Source organism: Pseudomonas zhanjiangensis, from assembly GCF_041027545.1.
Taxonomy (GTDB): domain Bacteria; phylum Pseudomonadota; class Gammaproteobacteria; order Pseudomonadales; family Pseudomonadaceae; genus Aquipseudomonas; species Aquipseudomonas zhanjiangensis.
Genome location: NZ_JBFTEG010000002.1, coordinates 386,669 through 409,311, shown reverse-complemented (window position 1 = coordinate 409,311; position 22,643 = coordinate 386,669). Strand labels below are relative to the sequence as shown.

20 protein-coding genes are annotated in these 22,643 nt (G+C 66.2%); 10 read left to right on the top strand and 10 right to left on the bottom strand.

Going from position 1 to position 22,643, the window contains the following annotated elements; genetic code table 11:
• Positions 1-7: 7 nt before the first annotated feature.
• The 3 genes from yejK to yjeH form a co-directional block, all read right to left on the bottom strand.
• Positions 8-1,015, bottom strand: coding sequence for a nucleoid-associated protein YejK (yejK, locus tag AB5S05_RS04415; RefSeq protein WP_369286251.1), 1,008 nt, complete (start codon positions 1,013-1,015; stop codon positions 8-10).
• A gap of 86 nt (positions 1,016-1,101) precedes the next feature.
• Positions 1,102-2,445 carry a TAXI family TRAP transporter solute-binding subunit gene (locus AB5S05_RS04410; protein ID WP_369286250.1) on the bottom strand — a complete coding sequence of 448 codons (1,344 nt, stop codon included), beginning with the start codon at positions 2,443-2,445 and terminating at the stop codon, positions 1,102-1,104.
• A 70-nt stretch (positions 2,446-2,515) separates the two neighbouring features.
• A complete protein-coding gene (yjeH, locus tag AB5S05_RS04405) occupies positions 2,516-3,793 on the bottom strand; it encodes an L-methionine/branched-chain amino acid transporter (RefSeq protein WP_369286248.1) in 1,278 nt (425 codons plus the stop codon).
• Between the two features lie 125 nt (positions 3,794-3,918).
• Here yjeH and AB5S05_RS04400 point away from each other — a divergent pair, with 125 nt between their 5' ends.
• The 7 genes from AB5S05_RS04400 (at position 3,919) to AB5S05_RS04370 (ending at position 11,982) form a co-directional block, all read left to right on the top strand.
• Positions 3,919-4,335: an Lrp/AsnC family transcriptional regulator gene (locus AB5S05_RS04400; protein ID WP_369286247.1), complete on the top strand. Its 417-nt coding sequence runs from the start codon at positions 3,919-3,921 to the stop codon at positions 4,333-4,335.
• A gap of 8 nt (positions 4,336-4,343) precedes the next feature.
• The gene (gene sbcD / locus AB5S05_RS04395; protein ID WP_369286246.1) at positions 4,344-5,564 is read left to right on the top strand and encodes an exonuclease subunit SbcD; all 1,221 of its coding nucleotides are present in this window, start codon (positions 4,344-4,346) and stop codon (positions 5,562-5,564) included.
• Positions 5,565-6,041: 477 nt separating this feature from the next.
• On the top strand, positions 6,042-6,440 hold the full coding sequence (locus tag AB5S05_RS04390; protein WP_369286244.1) for a GFA family protein: 399 nt from the start codon (positions 6,042-6,044) through the stop codon (positions 6,438-6,440).
• A gap of 159 nt (positions 6,441-6,599) precedes the next feature.
• Positions 6,600-6,890 carry a DUF1330 domain-containing protein gene (locus AB5S05_RS04385; protein ID WP_369286243.1) on the top strand — a complete coding sequence of 97 codons (291 nt, stop codon included), beginning with the start codon at positions 6,600-6,602 and terminating at the stop codon, positions 6,888-6,890.
• A gap of 96 nt (positions 6,891-6,986) precedes the next feature.
• Positions 6,987-7,367, top strand: a complete 381-nt coding sequence (locus tag AB5S05_RS04380) for a YkvA family protein (protein WP_369286242.1) — start codon at positions 6,987-6,989, stop codon at positions 7,365-7,367.
• Between the two features lie 261 nt (positions 7,368-7,628).
• Positions 7,629-11,048, top strand: a complete 3,420-nt coding sequence (locus tag AB5S05_RS04375; protein WP_369286241.1) for an AAA family ATPase — start codon at positions 7,629-7,631, stop codon at positions 11,046-11,048.
• Between the two features lie 91 nt (positions 11,049-11,139).
• On the top strand, positions 11,140-11,982 hold the full coding sequence (locus AB5S05_RS04370; RefSeq protein ID WP_369286240.1) for a substrate-binding periplasmic protein: 843 nt from the start codon (positions 11,140-11,142) through the stop codon (positions 11,980-11,982).
• A 13-nt stretch (positions 11,983-11,995) separates the two neighbouring features.
• On the opposite strand, the gene AB5S05_RS04365 is transcribed toward AB5S05_RS04370, so the two are convergent.
• The gene (locus AB5S05_RS04365; protein WP_369286239.1) at positions 11,996-12,904 is read right to left on the bottom strand and encodes a haloalkane dehalogenase; all 909 of its coding nucleotides are present in this window, start codon (positions 12,902-12,904) and stop codon (positions 11,996-11,998) included.
• A 208-nt stretch (positions 12,905-13,112) separates the two neighbouring features.
• Here AB5S05_RS04365 and AB5S05_RS04360 point away from each other — a divergent pair, with 208 nt between their 5' ends.
• From AB5S05_RS04360 to AB5S05_RS04350, 3 genes are all read left to right on the top strand, one after another.
• A complete protein-coding gene (locus tag AB5S05_RS04360; RefSeq protein WP_369286238.1) occupies positions 13,113-13,538 on the top strand; it encodes a potassium channel family protein in 426 nt (141 codons plus the stop codon).
• A gap of 77 nt (positions 13,539-13,615) precedes the next feature.
• On the top strand, positions 13,616-14,086 hold the full coding sequence (locus AB5S05_RS04355; RefSeq protein ID WP_369286236.1) for a GNAT family N-acetyltransferase: 471 nt from the start codon (positions 13,616-13,618) through the stop codon (positions 14,084-14,086).
• Positions 14,087-14,189: 103 nt separating this feature from the next.
• Positions 14,190-15,557 (top strand): choice-of-anchor I domain-containing protein, encoded by a 1,368-nt coding sequence (locus AB5S05_RS04350; protein WP_369286235.1) that lies wholly within the window; start codon positions 14,190-14,192, stop codon positions 15,555-15,557.
• 12 nt (positions 15,558-15,569) lie between these two features.
• Here AB5S05_RS04350 and rlmF read toward each other — a convergent pair whose 3' ends face one another.
• From rlmF to AB5S05_RS04320, 6 genes are all read right to left on the bottom strand, one after another.
• Positions 15,570-16,577 carry a 23S rRNA (adenine(1618)-N(6))-methyltransferase RlmF gene (rlmF, locus tag AB5S05_RS04345; protein ID WP_369286234.1) on the bottom strand — a complete coding sequence of 336 codons (1,008 nt, stop codon included), beginning with the start codon at positions 16,575-16,577 and terminating at the stop codon, positions 15,570-15,572.
• A 57-nt stretch (positions 16,578-16,634) separates the two neighbouring features.
• On the bottom strand, positions 16,635-17,195 hold the full coding sequence (locus AB5S05_RS04340) for a VTT domain-containing protein (RefSeq protein ID WP_369286233.1): 561 nt from the start codon (positions 17,193-17,195) through the stop codon (positions 16,635-16,637).
• Between the two features lie 13 nt (positions 17,196-17,208).
• A complete protein-coding gene (locus tag AB5S05_RS04335) occupies positions 17,209-17,505 on the bottom strand; it encodes a winged helix-turn-helix domain-containing protein (RefSeq protein WP_369286232.1) in 297 nt (98 codons plus the stop codon).
• Between the two features lie 53 nt (positions 17,506-17,558).
• Entirely contained in the window at positions 17,559-18,947 is a 1,389-nt protein-coding gene (gene nhaD, locus AB5S05_RS04330) for a sodium:proton antiporter NhaD (RefSeq protein ID WP_369286231.1), read from the bottom strand.
• 265 nt (positions 18,948-19,212) lie between these two features.
• The gene (locus AB5S05_RS04325; RefSeq protein WP_369286230.1) at positions 19,213-22,062 is read right to left on the bottom strand and encodes a valine--tRNA ligase; all 2,850 of its coding nucleotides are present in this window, start codon (positions 22,060-22,062) and stop codon (positions 19,213-19,215) included.
• A gap of 115 nt (positions 22,063-22,177) precedes the next feature.
• Positions 22,178-22,642 (bottom strand): DNA polymerase III subunit chi, encoded by a 465-nt coding sequence (locus AB5S05_RS04320; RefSeq protein ID WP_369286229.1) that lies wholly within the window; start codon positions 22,640-22,642, stop codon positions 22,178-22,180.
• Position 22,643 lies beyond the last annotated feature (1 nt).

Genomic DNA, 22,643 nt, shown 5'->3' with positions numbered 1-22,643 from the left:
ACTTGCTTCAGTCCTTGCGCCGCTTGAGCTGATCGGTCAGCTGGGTTGGCAGGTTGCGGATGATCAGGGTGTCCTGGGTTTCGTCGTACTCGATCTTCGAGCCCAGCAGGTGCGCCTCGAAGCTGATCGACAGGCCTTCGGCGCGGCCGGTGAAGCGGCGGAACTGGTTGAGGGTACGTTTGTCTGCGGGAAACTCCGGCGCCAGGCCATAGTCCTTGTTGCGGATATGCTCGTAGAAGGCTCGCGGGCGCTCCTCGTCGATCAGTTCGGAGAGTTCCTCCAGGCCCATGGGCTCGCCCTGCTTGGCCTGGCTGCTGGCGTAGTCGACCAGGGTCTTGGTCTTCTCGCGCGCCGCCTCCTCGGGCAGGTCCTCGCTCTCGACGAAGTCGCTGAAGGCCTTGAGCAGGGTGCGGGTCTCGCCCGGTCCGTCGACACCCTCCTGGCAGCCGATGAAGTCGCGGAAGTATTCCGAGACCTTCTTGCCGTTCTTGCCCTTGATGAAGGAGATGTATTGCTTGGAGTTGGCGTTGTTGCGCCACTCGGAGATGTTGATCCGTGCCGCCAGGTGCAACTGGCCGAGATCCAGGTGCTTGGCCGGGGTCACGTCCAGCGACTCGGTGACCGCCACGCCGTCGCTGTGATGCAGCAGCGCGATTGCCAGGTAGTCGGTCATGCCCTGCTGGTAGTGGGCGAACAGGACGTGTCCGCCGGTGGACAGGTTGGACTCCTCCATCAGCTTCTGCAGGTGCTCGACCGCCTGGCGACTGAAGGCGGTGAAGTCCTGGCCGTCGTCCAGGTAGTGCTTGAGCCAGCCGCTGAACGGATAGGCGCCGGATTCGCCGTGGAACAGGCCCCAGGCCTTGCCCTGCTTGGCGTTGTAGCTTTCGTTGAGGTCGGCCAGCAGGTTCTCGATGGCCTGCGAGGCACCCAGCTCGGTATCGCGAGCGTGCAGCACGGCAGGGCTGCCATCGGGCTTCTTGTCGATCAGGTGGACGATGCAGTGGCGGATCGGCATGGAGGGTCTCTCGGCAATCTTCGGCGGTGAGCGGGCTTCGCCAAGCGCCTGCGGCGGATGGCGAGGCCCTGGAATTGTCGCGCAGTTTACCCGACTGTTTCGGCCTGGGTCGCCCGTCGCCGCTGAAGGGTCTGCAGGCGCTCGATCACATAGCGCAGATGCACATGCAGCTCGTACAACTCACTGGAGTAGGACAGCGGCACCTCGACCTTGGCCAGCTCGTCCTGCAGCTGTTCCAGGCGCTCGATCTCACTGCCGAGTCGGTCGGGCAGGGTGCCGGCGTCCAGTTGCCGGTCGATTTCCCGCAGGTAGCGGTACCAGCGATAGATGCGCGCGCGGATGCGCCAGCGATACAGCGGGCCGACCGCCTTGAGCAAGGGGATCAGCACCACGATCAGCGGAATCAGCAGGATGATGTAGCGATCGGCCAGGGAGGCGATGCGAAACGGCAGGTAACGCTGCAATAGTGGTAGGCCCTTGCTGTAGTAGCGGGCGGCGTCGGCGGATAGTTCGAAGGTGCGAGGGGCGGCGCTGGGGAAGGCGCCGGCCCGGTCGAGCAGGTTACCCTGCTTCATCACCTCGCGGCTGGCCTCGAGGAACAGCGGCACCAGCCCGGGGTGGAAATCCTCGTTGACCACCAGGGTCGCCATCGGCGACAGGGTCAGGGTGTCGTGCGGCGGGCTGTTAAGCGCCAGGTTGAGCAGGCCCTCGTCGATCGTCACCCGCTGGAGGAATGGCAGGCGCGCCTCGTAGGCGGCGGCGCGGCGGAAGTTGGCCAGGCGCAGTTCGGGGCTGGCCGCCAGACGCTGGACCCGCTGGTTTTCCGCGGGGCCGACGAAGAAGGCGGCGTCCAGTTCGCCGGCGAGCAGGGCGCTGGCCGCCTTGTTGCCCCCCAGGCTCTGCCAGCTGGCCGGGTATTGCTGCGGCGCGATGGCGTTGGCGCCGAGGATCGCTTCGCTGGCCGCGCGGGTGCCGCTGCCTTCACCGCCCAGGCCCAGGCGCAGCGGCAGCAGGTCGGCGATGCGGTCGAGGCGAATACCCTGGCGGTAGAACAGCCACAGCGGTTCCCGATAGACCGCACCCAGGCTCTGCAGGCGGTCCCGCTCGGCGGTCTCGAGCTGGCGCTCCAGGCCGCTCTGCACCAGGGCTATCTGCACCTCGGGCTGCTCCGCCAGCAGGCGCTGCAGGTTGTCGCGGGAGCCGGCGCTGGGCACCAGGGTCAGTTCGAAGCCCTGCTTGGCCAGCTCGTGCTTGAGCTTTTCGGCGAACAGCCGGTAGTTGCCACCCTCGGCGCCGGTGGCCATGCTGGCGTGCAGCGGTGGCGGCGGGGCGACGAAGTAGAACACCGCGCCGATCAGCGCGGCCAGCACCGGGACCACCCAGAGGTTGGCCAGCAATATGATCTTCAGGTCTTTGAGTACGCGGCGCATGGCGCTTCCTTTCGGCAAGTCATGCCCAAGGATAGAGCCATGCGCCGTTTGCGGTCACCCCGCGGCGTGACTAGAGCGGTGCGGAGGTCCTGCCGCGCCAGCCTGGCGCGCGCAGGCCGCGCCCCAGGTCGAGCAGCGCCAGCAGGCCGAACAGGGCCAGGGCATAGCCGGCATCCTTGCCTAGCATCGCCAGCACCAGGGCGCACAGCAGGGTGCTGAACGCCGCCAGCCAGCGCCAGAGGCCGCGCAGCAGCACCGCGCCTGCGGCCATGCTGAGCAGGTAGATGACCACGAAGTTGCCGTTGGCGTAGCGAATCAGGTCGTCCACCGAGAGGTTCAGCAGGCCGGCCAGGCTGGCGCACAGGGCGCAGCTCAGCACCACCAGCAGCAGGGCGCGAGCCGGCACGCCGTGGCGGTTGCGCCGGGCCAAGCTGGGCGGTAACTTGCCCTCGTCGGCCAGGCTCCAGATCAGCCGGGCGAAGCCCTGGATATACACATTCATCGAGGCGAAGCAGGCCAGGTAGCCGACGCCGGCGACCAGCCAGCGCGCCCGCTCGCCCAACAGCAGGTCGAGCAGGCGCGGAAGCGAAGCGGCGTCCGACGCCACGTCGCCGTACACCTGAAAGCTCAGCACCGCCACCGAACAGGCCCAGTACACCAGGCCGGCGAGCACCACGCCGAGCAGCAGGGCCAGGGGGAAGTCGCGCTCGGGGCGTTTGAATTCCTCGCCCAGGTGGGTGAAGGCCTCGATGCCGACGAAGCACCAGAACATCACCCCGAGTGCCGCCGGCAGCAGGTGCCAGGAACCCTGGATGGGGGGCAGCAGCGGTTGGCTGGCGCGGGGCAAACCGCCGACCCACCAGATCAGCCCGACCGTGGCCAGAATCGCCAGGGCGATCAGCCCCTGCACCAGCCCGCTGGCCTTGGCCGGGCGCTGGCCGAGCAACAGGATGGCGCCGAGGGTGGCCAGCTGGATCGCCAGCGCCTGGCTGCGATCCAGGTCGATCACCGCCTGCCAGAAGCCGCTGGCGATATTCAGCGCCGCCGGCAGGCCGACCGGCAGCACGGCGAGGAACAGCCAGGCGCTGAGACGCTCCAGGCGCGGGCCGAAGGCGCGGCCGATCAGGTGCGGCGCGCCGCCGGCATGGGGGTAGTGGCGGCCGAGCTGGGCGAAGGTGAAGGCCACCGGCAGCACCAGGGCGATCAGAATCATCCAGGCCCATAGCGAGGCCTCACCGGCGGCAGTGGCGGCCAGCGCCGGCACCACGAAGATGCCGGTGCCGAGTAGCGAAGTGCTCAACAGGCCGATGCCTTGCAGCAGGCCGAGTTCCTTGTTCAGGCGGCTCATGGGGTATGCTCGTGTCCTTTTGAAGAGTGTCGCCAGTTTAAGCCGTCGCCCCCGGTGCAAGCCGCCGGCTTTGACCGGCGAAACGGCGGTATTGGCCGTCAATCTGTCATTGCGTGAGACCCCGAGTGGACAAGTTCGACCAGCAGATCCTCGCCCTGTTGCGCAGCGATGCGCGTACTCCCGTCAGCCAGATCGCCCGCGAGGTCAACCTGTCGCGCTCGGCGGTGGGCGAGCGCATTCGCCAGCTGGAACAGGCCGGCATCATCAAGGGCTATCACGCCCTGGTCGGCGACTCTGGCACTGCGATCAAGGCCTACCTCGAGCTGTTCTACCAGGGCGGGCGCTGCGAGAACTACGTGGAGCGCATGCGTAGCTTCAGCGAGGTGCGCCGTTGCAGCGGCATCAGCGGCGAGACCGACATGCTGGTGTATATCGAGGCGCCGTCGATGGAGCGCCTCGCCGAGATCCGCGGGCAGATCGAGAATTTCCCCGGCATGCAGAAGGTCAAGACCCATATGGTGGTCAAGGACTGGGCGATGTGAGCCGGCCCATGCGTATTCTCCATACCTCCGACTGGCACCTCGGCCAGCATTTCATGGGCAAGACCCGCCAGGCCGAGCACCAGGCGTTCTGTGCCTGGCTGATCGAGCAGGTACGCGAGCATGAGGTCGATGCACTGCTGATCGCCGGCGACGTGTTCGACACCGGCGCGCCGCCCAGCTATGCCCGCGAGCAGTACAACCGCTTCATCGTCGAGTTGCGTGGCAGCGGCTGTACCTTGGTGGTACTCGGTGGCAACCACGATTCGGTGGCCATGCTCGGCGAGAGCAAGACCCTGCTGGCGCAGCTGCAGACCCGGGTGATCCCCGGTGCGGGCGCTGACCTGGCCGAGCAGGTGCTGGTGCTCAACGACTGGGCCGGGCAGCCCGGCGCGATCCTTTGCGCCATCCCCTTTCTGCGTCCGCGCGACCTGGTGCAGAGCCAGGCCGGGCAGAGCGCCGAGGACAAGCAGCGCTCGCTGCAGCAGGCCATCGCCCAGCACTATCAAGACCTCTATGCCCTCGCCGAGGCCAAGCGTGACGCGCTCGGTGGCGAGCTGCCGATCATCGCCAGCGGCCACCTGACCACCGTCGGCGCCAGCGCCAGCGATTCGGTGCGCGAGATCTACGTCGGCAGCCTCGAGGCCTTCCCGACCAGCGCCTTCCCGCCGGCCGCCTACATTGCCCTGGGGCACATCCACCGGCCGCAGAAGGTCGGCGGTCTGGAGCACATCCGCTACTGCGGCTCGCCGATCCCGCTGAGCTTTGATGAGGCGCGCCAGCAGAAGGAGGTGCTGCTGGTCGAACTGGACGCCAAGGGCCTGCAGCAGATTCGCGCCCTGGCGGTGCCGCGCTTCCAGCCGCTGCTGTCGCTGTGCGGCTCGCTCAAGGAGCTGGAACCGGCGATTGCCGAAGCGGCGCGCCAGGGCAGCGCCGAACAGCCGGTGTGGCTGGAGTTGCTGGTCAGCAGCGACGACTACCTGAGCGACCTGCAGCAGCGGGTCGCGGCGCTGTGCGAAGGCCTACCGGTGGAGGTGCTGCGCATCCGCCGCGAGCGCGGCAACGCGGTGGCCGGGTTGCAAGTTCAGGCCCGCGAGACCCTGGACGAGCTGAGCGTGGAGGAGGTGTTCGACCGCCGCCTGCAGCAAGAGCGGCTGGACGCGGACCAGGCGCAGCGGCTACAGGTGCTTTATCGCGGGGTGCTGGAAGCTTTGCGGTCGGAGCGGGACTGAGTCGACAGCTCCTGGCCCAGTTCATGGGATTAAGTCTGCGTGGTGTGGCGCGGCTGGCCTACGGCGGTCTGCAAGGCGCAGCGGTAATCAGGCCAATGTCGCTGACCTCATCCCGCTTGTGCACCATGGCGTGGTCGCCACGCCGGGCGCCGACTTCCAGGCGTTCCAGTCGTTCGCAGGCCTGACGCAGAAAGCCCCGTGTGCCATCCGCCACGACAAGCCCCGCCTCACGACCCAGCCGCCTGCGCATGCATGGACACTCTCGGCAACTGGGTAAACAGACTTGGCCAGCTCAACTGCACTGCGTTTCAACTGCGCTCCCTGGGGACAGGCTTGAGCCCACCCCTTGATCAACGCTATACATGAAGCGTGGAAATAGCCTGCCATTGAGTGCGAAGATATAAAGAAGCTGTACATCCATACAGCATCAGGTGTAGCGTACCGATGTGATTCCATGATCTCTTGTAAGGATGCCATATGATCGAGGGAAGTTGTTGCTGCGGGGCTGTTCAGTTCGAGTTAACGGAAATGCCAAGCCTGATGGGCACATGCCATTGCAGTCGATGCCGCAAAGTGGGTGCAAGCACCCTCGTGTTTGTAAAGGCCGATACGTTCCAGATTACCAAGGGGCGTGATCAGATCTCTACGTATAAAGCCGAAGCCCCCTATAGGTATAATCGGTGTTTTTGCTCGATCTGCGGATCAGCGCTAGGAGAGGTATTGTCGGAAGGCGATTCATTTCCTATCGTGGCCAATTGCATAGATGGCGATATTGCAGTTGGAAATCAATTTCATGAGTTTGTGTCGGAAAGGCCGAGTTGGTTGGAAATTGGTGATTCGGCCAAGCAATTTGAAAAGCACCCTGTCGAGCCTTAGGTGAAATCTATAACACTGCGAGGCAGCTTTTCCGGCCTTGCGGGCAGCTTGCTCCGTGCACATTAGGCGAGGGTCACTTCGTTCAATCTTTGCGCATAAAGCCCACAGAGCAGGCTGCAACTGCCCGCAGCGGTTGCCACAATGAATCAAGGAAGTTGCATGAGCGGATATATGATTTATCACTACAATATCCTCGACAAGGATCTGATCAACGAGCTCGGGCCGCAGTCGTTACCTATTCTAGAAAAGTTTGGTGGCGAACTGGTCGTGGGTTCTTCAGTAACGCGCCTTGAAGGCTCGCCGTACACTCATATGGTTGTATATAAGTTCGGTAGCAAGGAGCAGGCAAAAGCTTTCTACGAGTCAGAAGAAAGCAAGGAGTTGTCCAGATTCAGGCGTAAGGTCACCGAAGGTTTTGTCGTATTCGCTCCTGGGTACAGTAGTGTTTAGAAAACACAGCTGACCAAGCCGAGCAGCATCGCGTACTTTGTGTGCTGGGATCTCGCTAGGTTCGGCCGCTGTTGGCGGCCTGAGGTGCTTATCAGAATGCTTGCTTCACTCAAGGAACAGGCCAGGCAGCTTAAGCAGCACACCCTCACGGTGTATTTTGCCGCGCGTGATCCGCGCACGCCCATTCTCGTGCGGGCCTTGGCGGTTGTTATCGCTGCCTATGCCCTTAGCCCGATCGATATCATTCCAGATTTCATTCCGGTCATCGGCTACCTCGATGATCTGATCCTGTTGCCGCTTGGCTTGGCCTTGGTGGTTCGTCTTACCCCCAAAGAGGTCTTGGAGTCCGCGCGGGCGCAGGCGCAGCAGGTATCTGATCGCCCCATCAGCTATGGTGCAGCGGTATTCATTTTCGCCTTATGGCTTGTCGCATTGTGGGTTGTTGCACGATGGTTGCTCCATCTAGCGCGCACCTGATCAGCGTGTATGGCCGCTCCCCGCAGCGATGAGCAATAGCTTTATTCAGCCTGTCGTCAGTGCATGAGCGACTCGGCAAACAGCCGAATCCGCAGCGAATCGTCAAGCAAACGAGAAGTGAAGGCTCGGAGGTGCTTGCGCAAAGCCAGTCAAGCGTGCGGCGCGCCGGGCAGCTCTGCCGATTTTTCCGTTCACCGGGCGTCTGCAGGGGCCCGGCAATGATGTCAGAATGGCCGTTTTCTGACGGTCATCGACCCTGACATGAAGATCCTCAGCCTGCGCCTGAAGAACCTCAACTCGCTCAAGGGCGAGTGGAAGATCGATTTCTCCACCGAGCCGTTTGCCGGCAACGGCCTGTTCGCCATCACCGGACCGACCGGGGCGGGAAAGACCACCCTGCTCGACGCCATCTGCCTAGCCCTCTACCACCGCACCCCGCGCATGAGCAGCCTGTCGGCCAGCGGCAACGAGCTGATGACCCGGCACACCGCCGATTGCCTGGCCGAGGTCGAGTTCGAGGTCAAGGGCGCGGCCTACCGCGCCTTCTGGAGCCAGCGCCGCGCCCGCGACAGGGTGGAGGGCGCCCTGCAGGCGCCCAGGGTCGAGCTGGCGACGGCGGCGGGGCAGATCATCAGTGACAAGGTGGGCGACAAGCTGCGCGAGACCGAGCGCCTGACCGGCCTGGACTTCGAGCGCTTCACCAAGTCCATGCTGCTGGCCCAGGGCGGTTTCGCCGCCTTCCTCGAGGCCAACGGCAACCAGCGCGCCGAACTGCTGGAGGAGCTCACCGGTACCGACATCTATGGGCTGATTTCCCAGCACGTCTACCAGCGCACCAAGGAGGCCGACGTCGGCCTTGGCCAGCTGCGCGCGCGGGCCGAAGGGGTCGAACTGCTCGGCGAGGAGCAGCGCCAGCAGCTGCAGCAGGCGCTGGAGGAGCTGAACGGCGGCGAAGCGTCGTTGCGCGAGCAGCTGGGCCAGCTGCAGCAGCAGCGCCAGTGGTGCGAGGCGCTGGCCAATGCCGAGGCGCGTGAGCGCGACGCCGAGCAGCAGGAGCTGCAGGCCCGACTGGCCTTGCAGCAGGCCGAGCCGCAGTTGCAACGCCTCGCCGCCAGCGAACCGGCCGAGCGCCTGCGCCCGCCGCACCGCGACTGGCAACAGGCCGAGCAGCAGGCCAGGCAGACAGCCGAGGCCCTGGCCCAGGTCCACGAGCAGCAGGCTCAGGCGGACCGCGAGGTGACCGCCAGCCTCTGGCAGGCGCATGCCTTCAGTCAGCAGCAGGCGGCGCGGCTCGGCGCCCGGCGCGATGCCTTGGGCCAGCGCCGCGGCCAGGTCGAGGCGCAACTGGCCGCTAGCCCGGGCCGCGAGCTGCTGGGCGAGCGGCTCGGCGTCTGGCGTGAGCAGTTCGCCGCACGCCAGGCGCTGGCCGGCGGCATCGGACGGTTGCAGGGTCGCCAGCAGAAAGAACAGGAGGATGCCGAGCAGCTGCGGCTAAGAATCGCCGCGCTGCAGGCGAGCGTGCAGGACTGCGATGACCGGCTGCAGCAGGCCCGCGACGACGAGGCGCAGCGACAGGCTGCGCTGGCCCAGGTGCTGGCCGGTGATTCCGAGGCCGCGCTGCGCGAGCGTTGGCAGCGCCTGAGCGAGCGGGGCCACACGCTGGCCCGCCTGCAGCAGCTCGGCGAGTCGCGCGAACGTGTGCAGCGCCAGCGCGCGCAGGTGCTGGTCGAGATCGACAGCGGCCGCCGTGCGCAGGCGCAGAAACAGGCCGCGCGCGAGGCCTTGCGCCAGCAGTTCGCCGACCTCAAGCAACAGATTCTGGACAAGGAAAAGCTGCTCGAGCAGGAGCAGCGCATCCAGCGCCTGGAGGCCTACCGCGCCAGCCTGCAGCCGGGCGAGGCCTGCCCGCTCTGCGGTTCCCTCGAACATCCGGCGATCGACGCCTACCGCGCCCTCGACGTGTCGGACACTCAGGCCGCCCTGCAGGCCAAGCGCGCCGAGCAGGAGCAGGTACGCGAACGCGGCGAAGCCCTGCGCGATGAACTGGCCGGCCTGGAGGCGCAGTTGCGCCAGCAGCAGCAGGCCGAGCAACGCCTGCAGGACGAACTCGCCCAGCAGCAAGGGCAATGGCGGCAGCTTTGCGAGGCGCTGAGCCTGCAACTGGTCGATGGCCAGGCGGTCGCTGCCGCCCAGGCCGAGCAGCAGGCGCGACTCGCCGAGGTGCAGTGTGCCCTGGCCGCTGTCGATGAGCTGAAGGCGGCGCTGAACGGCGCCCGCGTGGGCAGCGAACAGGTCGAGAAGGCACAGGCCGACGCCGCCCAGAAGCTGGCGCTGGCGCTGCAGGAGCAGGGCGCGCTGCAAGTTCGCCAGCAGGAAACCGCCGCGCAGCTCCAGCAGCTGCAGGGGCAGCGGGCGCAGCAGGACGCCGAGCTAGGTGCGGCGCTGGCCGAACTGGGCTACGCGCTGCCCGAGGACAGCGAGGCCTGGCTGCGCGCACGGGAAGGCGAATGGCAGGCCTGGCGCGACGCCCAGGCGCTGCAACAGCAACTGGAGCGCGACTGGCAGCTGTTGCAGGGCGAGCTGCAGGCCGCCGAAAGCGCCGCCGTGCGCTGGCAGCAGCGCTGGGCAGCCCTGGCCCAGGCGCAGGGCGAGCCGTCGGCGCCGGTGGACGATCCGCTTGCCGCCCTGGAGCAGGCCGAACAGCGCCTGAGCCAGGCGCAGGCGCGCAGCCAGGCCTTGGGCGGCCGTGAGCAGTCGCTGAACGAGCAGCTGCAGGTGGCCCAAGCCCTGGCCGAAGGCCAGCGTCTGGCCTGGACGCAGGCGCTGGCGCTCAGCCCGTTCGATGACGAGGCGTGCTACCAGGCGGCGTTGCTGGAGGAGGAGGCGCGCCAGCAATTGCTGGCGCTCAAGGCGCAGCTGGAGAAGGCGTGCACCGAGACCCAGGCCCTCAAGGCCGCCGCCGGCCAGGCGCTGCAGGAGTTGCGCGCGGCGCCCCGCACCGAGCTGGACCTGGGCGAACTGGATGAACGCCTGCGGCGGTTGCAGGACGAGCTGCGCAGCCTGGTCCAGCAACAGGGTGAATTGCGCGGCCAGCTCGATGACGATGCGCGGCGTCGGCACAACCAGCAGGCGCTGTTCGCGGCAATCGCCGCCCGGCAGGACGAGTGCGACCTCTGGCAGCAGCTCAACGGCCTGATCGGTTCGGCCGATGGTGCCAAGTACCGCAAGTTCGCCCAGGGCCTGACCCTGGACCACCTGGTCTACCTGGCCAACCAGCAACTCGATCGCCTGCACGGTCGCTACCAGCTGGCGCGCCGGCAGGGCGGCGATCTGGAGCTGGAGGTGATCGACACCTGGCAGGCGGATGTCGCCCGTGACACCCGCACCCTGTCCGGCGGCGAGAGCTTCCTGGTCAGCCTGGCCCTGGCCCTGGCGTTGTCCGACCTGGTCAGCCACAAGACCAGCATCGACTCGCTGTTTCTCGACGAAGGCTTCGGCACCCTCGACGGCGAAACCCTGGAGGTGGCCCTGGACGCCCTCGACAGCCTCAACGCCAGCGGCAAGATGATCGGCGTGATCAGTCACGTCGAGGCCTTGAAGGAGCGCATCCCGGTACAGCTCAAGGTGCACAAGGGCGTGGGCATGGGCTACAGCGCCCTGGACCGGCGCTATGCCCTGTGACTGCCAGGCAGTTGCCCTGGCGCAATACGGAGGCCTGCGGCGCTTCCTATACTGGGGCGAATGTCTGGCAAACGCCTGGGATGGATTATCCGTGAAGTTCGATCTGTGCCGGGGGAAGGCCAGCGGCCTGCTGAGGTCGCTTGTCGCTGTCGCCTTGTGCGGCCTGTGTCCTGGGCTGGCCGTGGCCGGGCAGGCAGCGGTCGAGGCGCTGGTTTTTTGCCACGAGGATCAGGACGCCTACCCCTGGGTGATGACCGACAGAACCGGGCTCAATCTGCAATTGCTCGGCTTGGTCGCAGAGACCCTGGCCCTGACGTTCACCTATGTGCCGGTGCCCTGGAAACGCTGCCTGTCCGGGCTGGAGCAGGGCCTGTACGACGGCGCCTTCGCCTCCAGCTTCAAGATCGAGCGGCTGAGCGCCGGGCATTATCCCCTGGCCAGCGATGGCCAGCCCGATGTAAACAGGCGCCTGCACATGTCGCGTTACGCGCTCTACCGCCGCCGCGGCGAGGCGGTGACCTGGGACGGTTCGGCGTTTCGCCACCTGCACGGGCGCATCGGCTCGCTCAGCGGCTTCTCCATCGTCGGCTTTCTTCGCGAGCAGGGCGTCGAGGTGGATGAAACCAGTCGCGACCCCCTGGCGATGTTGCGCATGCTCGACCGCGGTCGCATCGAGGCTGCGGCGTTGCAAAGCCAGCGCGCCGACTTTGTCCTGCAGGCCAACCCGCCGCTGGCGCAGCGGATCGAGAAGGTCGAGTCGCTACTCGAAGAAAAACCCTACTACCTGATGCTGTCCAAGGCGCTGGTCGCGCACGACCCCGCCCTGGCCCAGTCCATCTGGGACGAAATCGCGTGGCAGCGCGAGTCGCCGACCTATCAGCAGCGCATGCGTCTGTTCCTGCAGGGGAGCGACGCCGCGGCGCGCGTCCCCTAAGGTCCAGCGCCTACTAGGAGGTGGCGGCGATAAAGCGCAGCACCACGCCAGCCAGCTCTTCGCCCTTGTCCTCCTGGAGGAAGTGGCCGGCGCCGACGATGGTGGTGTGGTCCTGGCCCAGGGTGCCGGGAATCAGCTTCTGCATGAGCGTGTCGCCGCCGGCGGTGACCGGGTCCGAGTCGCTGAAGGCGGTCAGGAACGGCTTGCCCCAGTTCGCCAGCACCGCCCAGGCGGCGCGATTGGCCGGGGCAGCCGGGTCGTCCGGGCGGGTCGGTACCAGCAGCGGGAACTGGCGGGCGCCGGCCTTGTAGCGTTCGTCCGGGTAGGGCGCGTCGTAGGCGTCGACCACCGCCTGGGGCAATGGCGTCACGGTACCGCCCTTGATTACCCCGCCGGCGGGAAACACCGGTACCTCCTGGGAGAACTTCTGCCATTTCTCGAAGGCGGCGCCGGGGGCGTGATCGCCGGTCGGCAGCATGGTGTTGGCCGCCACCACCCGGGCGAAGCGCTCGGGATGCTCGGCGACCAGGCGCAGGCCGATCAGGCCGCCCCAGTCCTGGCAGACCAGGGTGATGCGTCTGAGGTCGAGCTGCTCGAGGACCGACCGCATCCAGTCGACGTGGCGCTGGTAGCTGTAGTCCTCGCCGCGGGTGGGTTTGTCGGAGCGGCCGAAGCCGATCAGGTCGGGGGCGATCACCCGGTGCCCGGTGGCCACCAGAATCGGGATCATCTTGCGGTACAGGTAGCTCCAGGAGGGTTCGCCATGCAGCAAGAGCACCGGATCGGCCGTGGCCGGGCCTTCGTCGAGGTAGTGCAGGCGCAGTTCGCCCCCCTCGCTGTCGTCCACCTGCAGGTAATGGGGCTTGAAGTCGTAGCCGGGCAGATCGGCGAAGCGTTCGTCCGGTGTGCGCAGGAACTCCATGGTCGTCTCCTCTGGGTCAGATGCTGCAGCCTGGGCCTTTCGGACGTCGTCGGACAGGCCTTGCGGGGTCGTGAATGACGCGTCATCAGCTGGGTCTCGGCGCGCCTGCGGCAGCATGGGCGTGGTGCCGGGCCGCCGTCGCCGCCATACTGGCAGGCGCCGCTCGTCGTCGCGGCCGTCCGTTTACCCCTGGTTTGTCGAGAGTGCCGTGTTCGCCGTATTCCTAGTCAACAGTCTGGTCGTGATTGCCGCCGTGGTCATCCATTACGAATTTCTCTACCGACTGACGCTGCTGGTGCCCAGGCTGCACATCCGCCATCGCTTTCGTATCGTGCTGGGCGTGTGTGGCGCGCTGCTGGCCCATGCCGTCGAGGTCTGGGTGTTCGCCATCGCCTATTGGCTGATGCAGGGCAGCGTTGGCTGGGGGCGACTGGAGGGCAACTTCGATGGCAGCCTGCTGGATTGCGTGTACTTTTCCTTTACCACCTTCACCACCCTGGGCTTCGGCGACATCGAGCCGGTGGGCGAACTGCGTTATCTGACCGGTATCGAGGCGCTGACCGGCCTGGTACTGATTACCTGGACGGCTTCCTTTCTGTTCGTGGAAATGCAGCGCTACTGGAAGTCGAAATAGTCCCAGCAGCCCAGCTGCTGCTTGCGACTCGTGCTGCGGGGCGGCAGGCTGGAAGCGTGAACAACAGGAGGAAGATCATGACCTGGACGGTGCAGATCCGCCGGGCCTTGCCCGGCGATGCCGAAGCCATCAGCGCCTTGATTCTGGAGCTGGCCCACTACTTCACCTGTCAGCCCGATGGCGAGGGCGCCGAGCGTTTCCTCGAGGGCCTCGGGCCGCAGGCGATCCGCGCCTACATCGGTGATCCAGGCCTGCACTACCTCGTGGCCACCGAGGCGCGGCGGTTGCTCGGGGTTGCCGCCATGCGCGATGGCCGGCACCTGTTTCACCTGTTCGTGGCGCCCGCCGGCCACCGCCAGGGCATTGCCCGGCAACTCTGGGACATGCTCAGCCAGGCGGCTATCGCGGCGGGCAACCGGCAAGGCTTCACGGTCAATTCCACGCCCTACGCGGTGCCGGTCTACGAGCGCTTCGGCTTCCAGGCCTGCGGCCCGCGCGTGGAGAAGAACGGCATCGCCTATGTACCTATGCAGGCGCCGCCGGGCTGAACTGAGCGCCTTGGCGGCCAGCGCGGCACGTCATCATCTGGTCATCTGCTGCGGACAAGCTGTTGCGATTGATCCCGCCTGTCTGTTCATAAGGATGTTTGCCATGTCGCCTGCTTACGCGCTTTGCGCCCTGTTTGCCCTGGCCCCGCTGGCCTGTGCCGTCGAACTCAAGCCCGTGTCGGTCTATCGAAGCGGGTATGCGGCCGGTACTGAGATCGTCAGTGTGCAGGCCTCGAGCCTGCGCGTGGTGGTGTCCAACAGCGAGCAAGGGCAGGTCGATGTGCTCGCACTCGATCCGGCCGCCGGACTGCAACGCCTGGCTCGGCACAGACTGCTCGACCCCGGTGTCGGGGAGATCACCTCGGTGGCGTTCCATCCCAGCGCCGACGTCTTCGCCGTGGCCGTGCGCGACAGCGACGGCCAGAAGAATGGCCGCGTCGAGTTCCGCGCGGCTGCCGATGGCGAGCTGCTCAAGCGTGTGGTCATCGGTGTCTGGCCGGACAGCCTGGCGTTTTCACCGAACGGCGACTTCGTCGTGGTGGCCAATGAAGGCGAAGGCTATGTGCGCGCTGGCCAGGGTTTTCGCAGTGCCGAGGGCTCCATCAGCCTGATCGACCTGCGCCAGGGGCTGGCCCAGGCCAGGCACAGCCTGATCGCGTTGCCGGACCTGGCCGGGGTCGAGGGTGCGACCCAGGATGCCGACAAGCGCCTGCTGGAGCGCGAGATCGACGGGGTGGAGCTGAAGGTCCCGTTCGGCACCAGCCCCGAGCATATCGAGCCCGAGTACGTGGCGTTCAGCCCGGACGGCAAGCGCGCCTACGTCAGCCTGCAGGAAAACAACGCCATGGCCGTGGTCGATGTGCTGCAGGGCAAGCTGGACAAGGTTTTCGGCCTCGGCGTGGTCCGCCATGCGGCGGATCTGGTCGAGGACGGCCAGTACGCACCGCGCGCCGAGCTGATCGCCCTGCGCGAACCCGATGGCATCAGTGTCAGCCCTGACGGTCGTTACCTGCTGACCGCCGACGAGGGCGACACCGATCCCAAGGCGTCCAAGACCAAGGCCGGCTTCCCGGTGGGCGGCGGCCGTACCGTCAGCGTGTTCGATGCCATGAGTGGCACGCTGCTCGGCGATACCGGCAGCCAGCTGGACGACATGGCCGCCGCCGCCGGGGTCTATCCGGACGCGCGCAGCCCGAACAAGGGCAGCGAACCCGAAGGCGTGGTGGCCTTCGACGCCTTCGGCCGGCATCTGGCGGTGGCCAGCCTGGAGCGTGCCGATGCCCTGGCCCTGATCGACCTAACCGAACCGAGCCAACCCAGGGTGTTGCAGGTGCTGGGCGCCGGTGCGGGTGCCGGTACGGGCAAGCTGGCGCCGGAAGGTCTGGCTCATGTCGAGCACGAAGGCCGGCACTTCCTCATCAGCGCCCTGGAGAAGAGCGGCAACGTCGCCCTGTTCGAGTTGGTCGAGTAGGGTCGTTGGTCGCTAGCGCCAGCGGCTGTTGCGCCAGGCCTGGCGCTGCTCGGCGCTGAGGAAGGTCCAGGCGACGAAGCGGCTCTGCTTCTGACCCTGGGCCATCTCGACGGTGCGCACTTCCAGGGCGCCGGCCCGCGTCAGGGCGGCGTAGACGCCGGGCAGGTTGGCGGCCTTGGAGATCAGGCTGCTGAACCAGAGCACCTGCTGCGCCTGCTGGGCGCTTTCCTTGATCAGGCGGGCGACGAAGGCCGCCTCACCGCCCTGGCACCAGAGCTCCGCCGCCTGGCCGCCGAAATTGAGCAGCGGCAGCTTGCGCTTGGGGTCGAGCTTGCCCAGGTTGCGCCACTTGCGCTTGCTGCCGCTGGTCGCCTCCTCGGCCGAGGCATGGAATGGCGGATTGCACAGGCTCAGGTCGAAGCGTTCGTCGGCCTGCAGCAGGCCCTGGAAGATATGCAGGGCGTCGCCCTGTTGGCGCAGCGCTATGGCCGCCTCGAGCCGGTTGGCCTGGACGATGGCCTTGGCCGAGGCGAGGGCGTTGGTGGCGATGTCCGCGCCGAGGAAGCACCAGCCGTATTCGCGGTGGCCCAGCAGCGGGTAGATGCAGTTGGCGCCGACGCCGATATCCAGCACACGAACGTCTGCGCCACGGGGCACCTCGCCGCCATTGTCGTCGGCCAGCAGGTCGGCCAGGTAATGCAGGTAGTCGGCGCGGCCGGGAATGGGCGGGCACAGGTAGTCCGCCGGAATGTCCCAGTGCTCGATACCGTAGTGCTGCTTGAGCAGGGCGCGATTGAACACCTTGACCGCCGCGGGGTCGGCGAAGTCGATGCTCGGCTTGCCATAGGGATTGGTGATCACGAAGGCGCCCAGTTCCGGGCTGCACTTGATCAGCGCGGGGAAGTCATAGCGGCCCTGATGGCGGTTGCGCGGATGCAACTGGCCCTTTTCAGCTGGCGCGGCAGGCTTGGCGGGAGCGGGAGCGGGAGCGGGAGCGGGACGTGACGGTCGGCGAGGCATGGCAATCCGGGTGGGCGGCGAGGGACCGGGGCATTATTCACAAGCAGCCGGTCCTGGCTAGGTGATATTCAGCCACATTGCCAGATAATCGAAAAACAGGCAGTACAAGGCGATCGGCAGCGGCAGGCCGAGCAGGGTGCCGAGCAGGTAGTGGCGAAAGCGTACGCCGCTCAGGGCCAGGGTGTAGTTCAGCGCCGGTACGGTCTGGAACAGCAGGCGCAGAGCGATGATGCTGCCCAGGGGGTGACGGTCGAGGCCGGCCAGCAGGCGCTGGGCCAGACGGCTGTCCAGTTCGCGCAGGGCATTGCCACCCAGGCTGCGGATGGCGATGAAGGTGAACACGCAGGAGGCGCAGGCGGCCAGGTAGGTGACGATGCCACCGTAGACACGGCCCAGCGCCAGCACCGCCGCCGCGAGGAAGATCCAGCCGGGGATCTGGATCAGGTTGCCCAGGGCGAACAGCGCGATGAAGGCCAGCAGGCCGATGGCCGGGTGCATCAGGATCAGCGCCTGCAGGGACTCCAGGCTGAACTGCGCGCGAATGCCCAGGGCCTCGAACAGCACGAACAGGCCGAGGAGAAAGCCAATCACCCAGAGCAGTCGGTGGGAGCTGCGCATGGCGCCTCGCAGGTCAGGGGTAGCCCAGTACGGCCTTGATCTGGTCGAGATGCGCAACTATCCAGCGAGGATCGATCGCACCCCAGTCACGGATAGCGTAGTGCCCGGCGTTGTTGCGTTCACCAGCTTCCTGGACGAAGGCGCAGTCGATATCCAGGTCGGCCAGGGCGGCCAGGGTATCCTGGGCGGTTCGCCGCGGCATGCCGGTGGCCTGCATCAGTGCCGGCACGTTGCAGGCATTGCCACTGTCGATCAGCCAGGCCACATAGAGGCGCCGGTAGAAGCTGGTCTTGGTCTTGCTGACGTCCATCGTCTGACGCTCCTGTGCAAGGGCCGGGTGCGCCAGAGCACCCGGCGTTCGGGTCAGACCAGGGTGGCGAGGGCGATATAGGTCGCCGCACCGGACAGGTAGCCAATCAGAGCCAGCCAGCTGATCTTCTTCAGGTACCAGATGAAGTTGATCTTCTCCATGCCCATGGCGGCCACGCCGGCCGCCGAACCGATGATCAGGCAGCTGCCACCGGTACCGGCACAATAGGCCAGCAGCTCCCAGAAGGTGCCGTTGACCACGAAATTACCCAGCCAGTTGCTCTCTGTACCGGGCAGTGCCAGGCCCAGGGCCTCCGGGCTGACCAGCGGGTACATCTTCATCGCACCGGCCACCAGCGGCACGTTGTCGACCACCGAAGACAGCAGGCCGATGGCAATGTTGATGGTGAAGACGTTGCCCAGGCTGTCCTTGAGCAGGGTGGCGACCTGGGTCAGGTGGCCGGCGGTGGCCAGGCTGGACACGGCGAGCAGGATGCCAAGGAAGAACAGCACGCTGGTGGTGTCGATCTTGCGCAGCACGCCGACGACCGACAGCGGGTGCTTGTCTTCTTCGTTCTTGCCGCGGTGCAGCACCTCGGTGACCACCCAGAGGATGCCCAGGCCGAACATGATGCCCATGTAGGGCGGCAGGTGGGTGATGGTCTTGAACACCGGCACGAACACCAGGGCGCCGATGCCGAGGATGAACACCAGGTTGCGTTCGAACGGGGTGGTCGGGTCGCGGCGTTCTTCCTTGGTCGGCTTGACCACCGGGCGCTCGAACTCGCCCTTCATAGTCAGGCTGAGGATGAACAGCGGGACCAGCAGGCAGACCAGGCTGGGAATGAACAGCTGGGCGACGATGCCGCTGGCGGTGATCTGATTGCCGATCCACAGCATGGTGGTGGTCACGTCACCGATCGGCGACCAGGCGCCGCCGGCGTTGGCGGCGACCACCACGATGCCGATGAAAAACCAGCGTTCGTGCTGTTCCTTGATCAGCTTGCGCAGCAGGGAAACCATGACGATGGTGGTGGTCAGGTTGTCCAGTGCGGCGGAGAGGAAGAAGGTGATGAAACCGACCATCCACAGCAGGTGCACGCGCTTGTTGGTGCGGATGCGGTCGGTGATGACCTTGAAGCCTTCGTGGGCGTCGATCAGCTCGACGATGGTCATGGCGCCCATCAGGAAGAACAGGATTTCCGACACTTCACCCAGGTGATGGCGCAGTTCTGTGATCGCGTGGTGGGCATTGTCGAAGGCGCCGGAAGTGCCATGGCCGATCATCGGCAGGATGCTGTCGGCTCCCATCACCAGCACCGTCCAGCAGATCACGGCGGTGAGAATCGCCGTGGCGGCCTTGTCGATCTTCAGCGGATGTTCGAGGGCGATGCACAGATATCCGAGCACGAATACCAGTGCCATGAGTACGTAAGCGATCATAGGCGAGGTTTCCAGTTTTAAGCTTTGGGTTTTAGAGTTGTAAGCAGCCAGGAAAATGGTGAGCGGCAGAATGCACAAGAATCAGGTCGGAGAAAAGCGCGGAGCCAAAAGGAGCCGCCTTTCGGGACCTTATGTCGCAGTGCCTTGACGGCCGGCAAGAGGGCCCTGTGCAAGGCGCTTCGGTGATTCGGCGGGGGCCGTGAAGCGCCCGGTGCGGCGGACAAAAAAAAGCCCGCGGTCTTGCGACAACGGGCTTTTCTGCGGCTTACAGCGCGGCGATCCGTTCGCGCTGCTCGGCCAGCTTGGCCAGGGCCTGTTCGGCCTCGGCCAGCTTGGCCCGCTCCTTGTCCAGTACCTCGGCCGGGGCCTTGGCGACGAAGCCTTGATTGCTCAGCTTACCGCCGACGCGCTTGACTTCGCCGTCCAGGCGGGCGATCTCCTTGTCCAGGCGCGCCAGCTCGGCGTTCTTGTCGATCAGTCCGGCCATCGGCACCAGCACTTCCATCTCGCCGACCAGGGTGGTGGCCGACATCGGCGCTTGTTCACCGGCCTTCAGCACCCGCACGGATTCGAGCTTGGCCAGCTTGTTCAGCAGCGGCAGGTTGTCGGCCAGGCGGCGCTGGTCTTCGTCGCTGGCGTTCTTGAGGATGATGTCGATGCGCTTGGCCATGGAGATCTTCATCTCGCCACGGATCTGCCGCAGGCCGAGCATCAGCGCCTTGACCCACTCGATGTCGCCTTCGGCGGCGGCATCGATGCGCGCCTCGTTGGCCACCGGCCAGGGCTGCAGCATCAGGGTCTCGCCGCTGGCGCCGGCGGCGCCCTTGATCCGCTGCCAGATCTCTTCGGTGATGAAGGGCATGAACGGATGGGCCAGGCGCAGCGCCACTTCCAGCACGCGCACCAGGGTGCGGCGGGTGCCGCGCTGGCGCTCGATCGGCGCGTTCTCGTCCCACAGCACCGGCTTGACCAGTTCCAGGTACCAGGCGCAGTACTCGTCCCAGATGAACTCGTAGAGGGCCTGAGCCGCCAGGTCGAAGCGGAAGGCGTCGAGCTGGCGGGTGACTTCGGCTTCGGTGCGCTGCAGGGCGGAGATGATCCAGCGGTCCACCGAAGACAGCTCCACGGGCTCGCCGCCTACGCCGGTGTCCTGGCCATCGGTGTTTTCGATGACGAAGTTGGCGGCGTTCCAGATCTTGTTGCAGAAGTTGCGGTAGCCCTCGACCCGGCCCATGTCGAACTTGATGTCGCGGCCGGTGGAGGCCAGGGCCAGGTTGGTGAAACGCAGGGCGTCGGTGCCGTAGGCGGCGATGCCCTCGGGGAATTCGGCGCGGGTCTGCTTGGCGATCTTCTCGGCCAGCTTGGGCTGCATCATGCCGCTGGTGCGCTTGGCCACCAGGGCTTCCAGATCGATACCGTCGACGATGTCCAGCGGGTCGAGCACGTTGCCCTTGGACTTGGACATCTTGTGGCCCTGGCTGTCGCGCACCAGGCCGTGGACGTAGACGGTCTTGAACGGGACCTGGGCGCTGCCGTCGGCGTTCTTCACCAGGTGCAGGGTCAGCATGATCATCCGTGCGACCCAGAAGAAGATGATGTCGAAGCCGGTGACCAGCACATCCGTGGGGTGGAACGTCTTCAGCGCTTCGGTCTGCTGCGGCCAGCCGAGGGTGGAGAAGGTCCACAGGCCCGAGCTGAACCAGGTGTCCAGCACGTCTTCGTCCTGGCGCAGGGCGATGTCACCGAGCTGGTGCTTGGCCCGCACCTCGGTCTCGTCGCGGCCGACATAGACGTTGCCGGCCTCGTCGTACCAGGCCGGGATGCGGTGGCCCCACCACAGCTGGCGGCTGATGCACCAGTCCTGGATGTCACGCATCCAGGAGAAGTACATGTTCTCGTACTGCTTGGGCACGAACTGGATGGCGCCGTCTTCCACGGCCTTGATCGCCGGCTCGGCCAGCGGCTTGGTCGACACGTACCACTGGTCGGTCAGCCAGGGCTCGATCACGGTGCCGGAGCGGTCGCCCTTGGGCACCTTGAGCGCGTGCTCGTCGATCTTCTCCAGCAGGCCTGCGGCCTCGAAGGCGGCGACGATCTGCTTGCGTGCCTCGAAGCGGTCGAGGCCGGCGTAGGCGGCGGGCAGGCTGGCGTCGACCTCGGCGTTGACGCTGCCGTCGATGTTGAACACCTGGGCGCTGGCCAGCACCGCGGCATTCTTGTCGAAGATGTTGATCAGCGGCAGGTTATGGCGCTTGCCCACTTCATAGTCGTTGAAGTCGTGGGCCGGGGTGATCTTCACGCAGCCGGTGCCGAATTCGGGGTCGCAGTAGTCGTCGCCGACGATGGGGATTCGGCGGCCGACCAGGGGTAGTTCGACGAAGCTGCCGATCAGCGCCTGGTAGCGCTCGTCCTGCGGGTGCACGGCGACGGCGGCGTCGCCGAGCATGGTTTCCGGGCGGGTGGTGGCGACGATCAGGTAGTCCTTGCCGTCGGCGGTCTTGTGGCCGTCGGCCAGCGGGTAGCGCAGGTGCCAGAGGCTGCCCTTCTCGTCGTGGCTCTCCACCTCGAGGTCGGAGATGGCGGTGTGGAACTTGGTGTCCCAGTTGACCAGGCGCTTGCCGCGGTAGATCAGACCGTCTTCATGCAGGCGCACGAAGGCTTCCTTGACCGCCTCGGAGAGGCCCTCGTCCATGGTGAAGCGCTCGCGCGACCAGTCCACCGATGAGCCGAGGCGGCGGATCTGCCGGGTGATGGTGCCGCCGGACTGTTCCTTCCACTCCCAGACCTTCTCCAGGAACTTATCGCGGCCCAAGTCGTGGCGGCTGATGCCGTCGGCGGCCAGCTGGCGTTCGACCACCATCTGGGTGGCGATGCCCGCGTGGTCGGTGCCCGGCTGCCACAGGGTGTTGCGGCCCTGCATGCGGCGGAAGCGGATCAGCGCGTCCATGATCGAGTTGTTGAAGCCATGGCCCATGTGCAGGCTGCCGGTGACGTTCGGCGGCGGGATCATGATGCAGTAGGGCTCGCCCGAACCCTGCGGGGCGAAGTAGTTGTTCGCCTCCCAGTTCTCGTACAGGGCGGTTTCAATGGCGTGCGGCTGGTAGGTCTTGTCCATGCGCGGCGGGACCCTTTTGACGGCTGATCGGAAAAGCCGGCAAGTATAACGGGGATGGCGCCTGGCGTGTAAGGCCGAGCGCGCGAAGCCGGTCGGCGGCGCGCCCGCGCCCGGGTCAGTTGCGCCGCGGTGGCAGCAAGCGGCTCAGGCGGGCTTCCAGGCGACGCTTGAGTTCGGCCTCGATCTGCGGCACGAAGTCGTCGATGACGTCCTGCAGGATCAGTTCGGCGGCCGCGCGCAGCTCGCTGTCCAGGCGCCGAAGGTTGTCGGTGCTGCGCCGACCCGCCTGCTCCACCTGTGCGCGCAACGGCGAGGCCGCGGCAGGCGCTGGCCGAGCGGGAGCCGGGCTCGCGCCACCCTCTGCAGGTGCAGGTGCAGGTGCAGGTGCAGGTGCAGGTGCAGGTGCAGGCTCAGGTTGCGGCTCGGCGGGGACGACGTCCGACAGCAGGGGGATGCTCTGGGGGTCGATCGAGTCGGTCAGCAGGGGCGGGTCGGCATTTTCCTCGCCCAGCAGCGAGCGGATCGACTCCAGGTCGTGCAGCAGTTGGGTGGGCTTGTGCCCGGGTTTGGGATTGTCCATG

Coding starts and splice junctions, on each gene's coding strand:
- yejK (WP_369286251.1), bottom strand. CDS start 1,015: ATGCCGATCCGCCACTGCATCGTCCACCTGATCGACAAGAAGCCCGAT.
- AB5S05_RS04410 (WP_369286250.1), bottom strand. CDS start 2,445: ATGCGCCGCGTACTCAAAGACCTGAAGATCATATTGCTGGCCAACCTC.
- yjeH (WP_369286248.1), bottom strand. CDS start 3,793: ATGAGCCGCCTGAACAAGGAACTCGGCCTGCTGCAAGGCATCGGCCTG.
- sbcD (WP_369286246.1), top strand. CDS start 4,344: ATGCGTATTCTCCATACCTCCGACTGGCACCTCGGCCAGCATTTCATG.
- AB5S05_RS04390 (WP_369286244.1), top strand. CDS start 6,042: ATGATCGAGGGAAGTTGTTGCTGCGGGGCTGTTCAGTTCGAGTTAACG.
- AB5S05_RS04385 (WP_369286243.1), top strand. CDS start 6,600: ATGAGCGGATATATGATTTATCACTACAATATCCTCGACAAGGATCTG.
- AB5S05_RS04380 (WP_369286242.1), top strand. CDS start 6,987: ATGCTTGCTTCACTCAAGGAACAGGCCAGGCAGCTTAAGCAGCACACC.
- AB5S05_RS04375 (WP_369286241.1), top strand. CDS start 7,629: ATGAAGATCCTCAGCCTGCGCCTGAAGAACCTCAACTCGCTCAAGGGC.
- AB5S05_RS04365 (WP_369286239.1), bottom strand. CDS start 12,904: ATGGAGTTCCTGCGCACACCGGACGAACGCTTCGCCGATCTGCCCGGC.
- AB5S05_RS04355 (WP_369286236.1), top strand. CDS start 13,616: ATGACCTGGACGGTGCAGATCCGCCGGGCCTTGCCCGGCGATGCCGAA.
- AB5S05_RS04350 (WP_369286235.1), top strand. CDS start 14,190: ATGTCGCCTGCTTACGCGCTTTGCGCCCTGTTTGCCCTGGCCCCGCTG.
- rlmF (WP_369286234.1), bottom strand. CDS start 16,577: ATGCCTCGCCGACCGTCACGTCCCGCTCCCGCTCCCGCTCCCGCTCCC.
- AB5S05_RS04340 (WP_369286233.1), bottom strand. CDS start 17,195: ATGCGCAGCTCCCACCGACTGCTCTGGGTGATTGGCTTTCTCCTCGGC.
- AB5S05_RS04335 (WP_369286232.1), bottom strand. CDS start 17,505: ATGGACGTCAGCAAGACCAAGACCAGCTTCTACCGGCGCCTCTATGTG.
- nhaD (WP_369286231.1), bottom strand. CDS start 18,947: ATGATCGCTTACGTACTCATGGCACTGGTATTCGTGCTCGGATATCTG.
- AB5S05_RS04325 (WP_369286230.1), bottom strand. CDS start 22,062: ATGGACAAGACCTACCAGCCGCACGCCATTGAAACCGCCCTGTACGAG.
- AB5S05_RS04320 (WP_369286229.1), bottom strand. CDS start 22,642: ATGGACAATCCCAAACCCGGGCACAAGCCCACCCAACTGCTGCACGAC.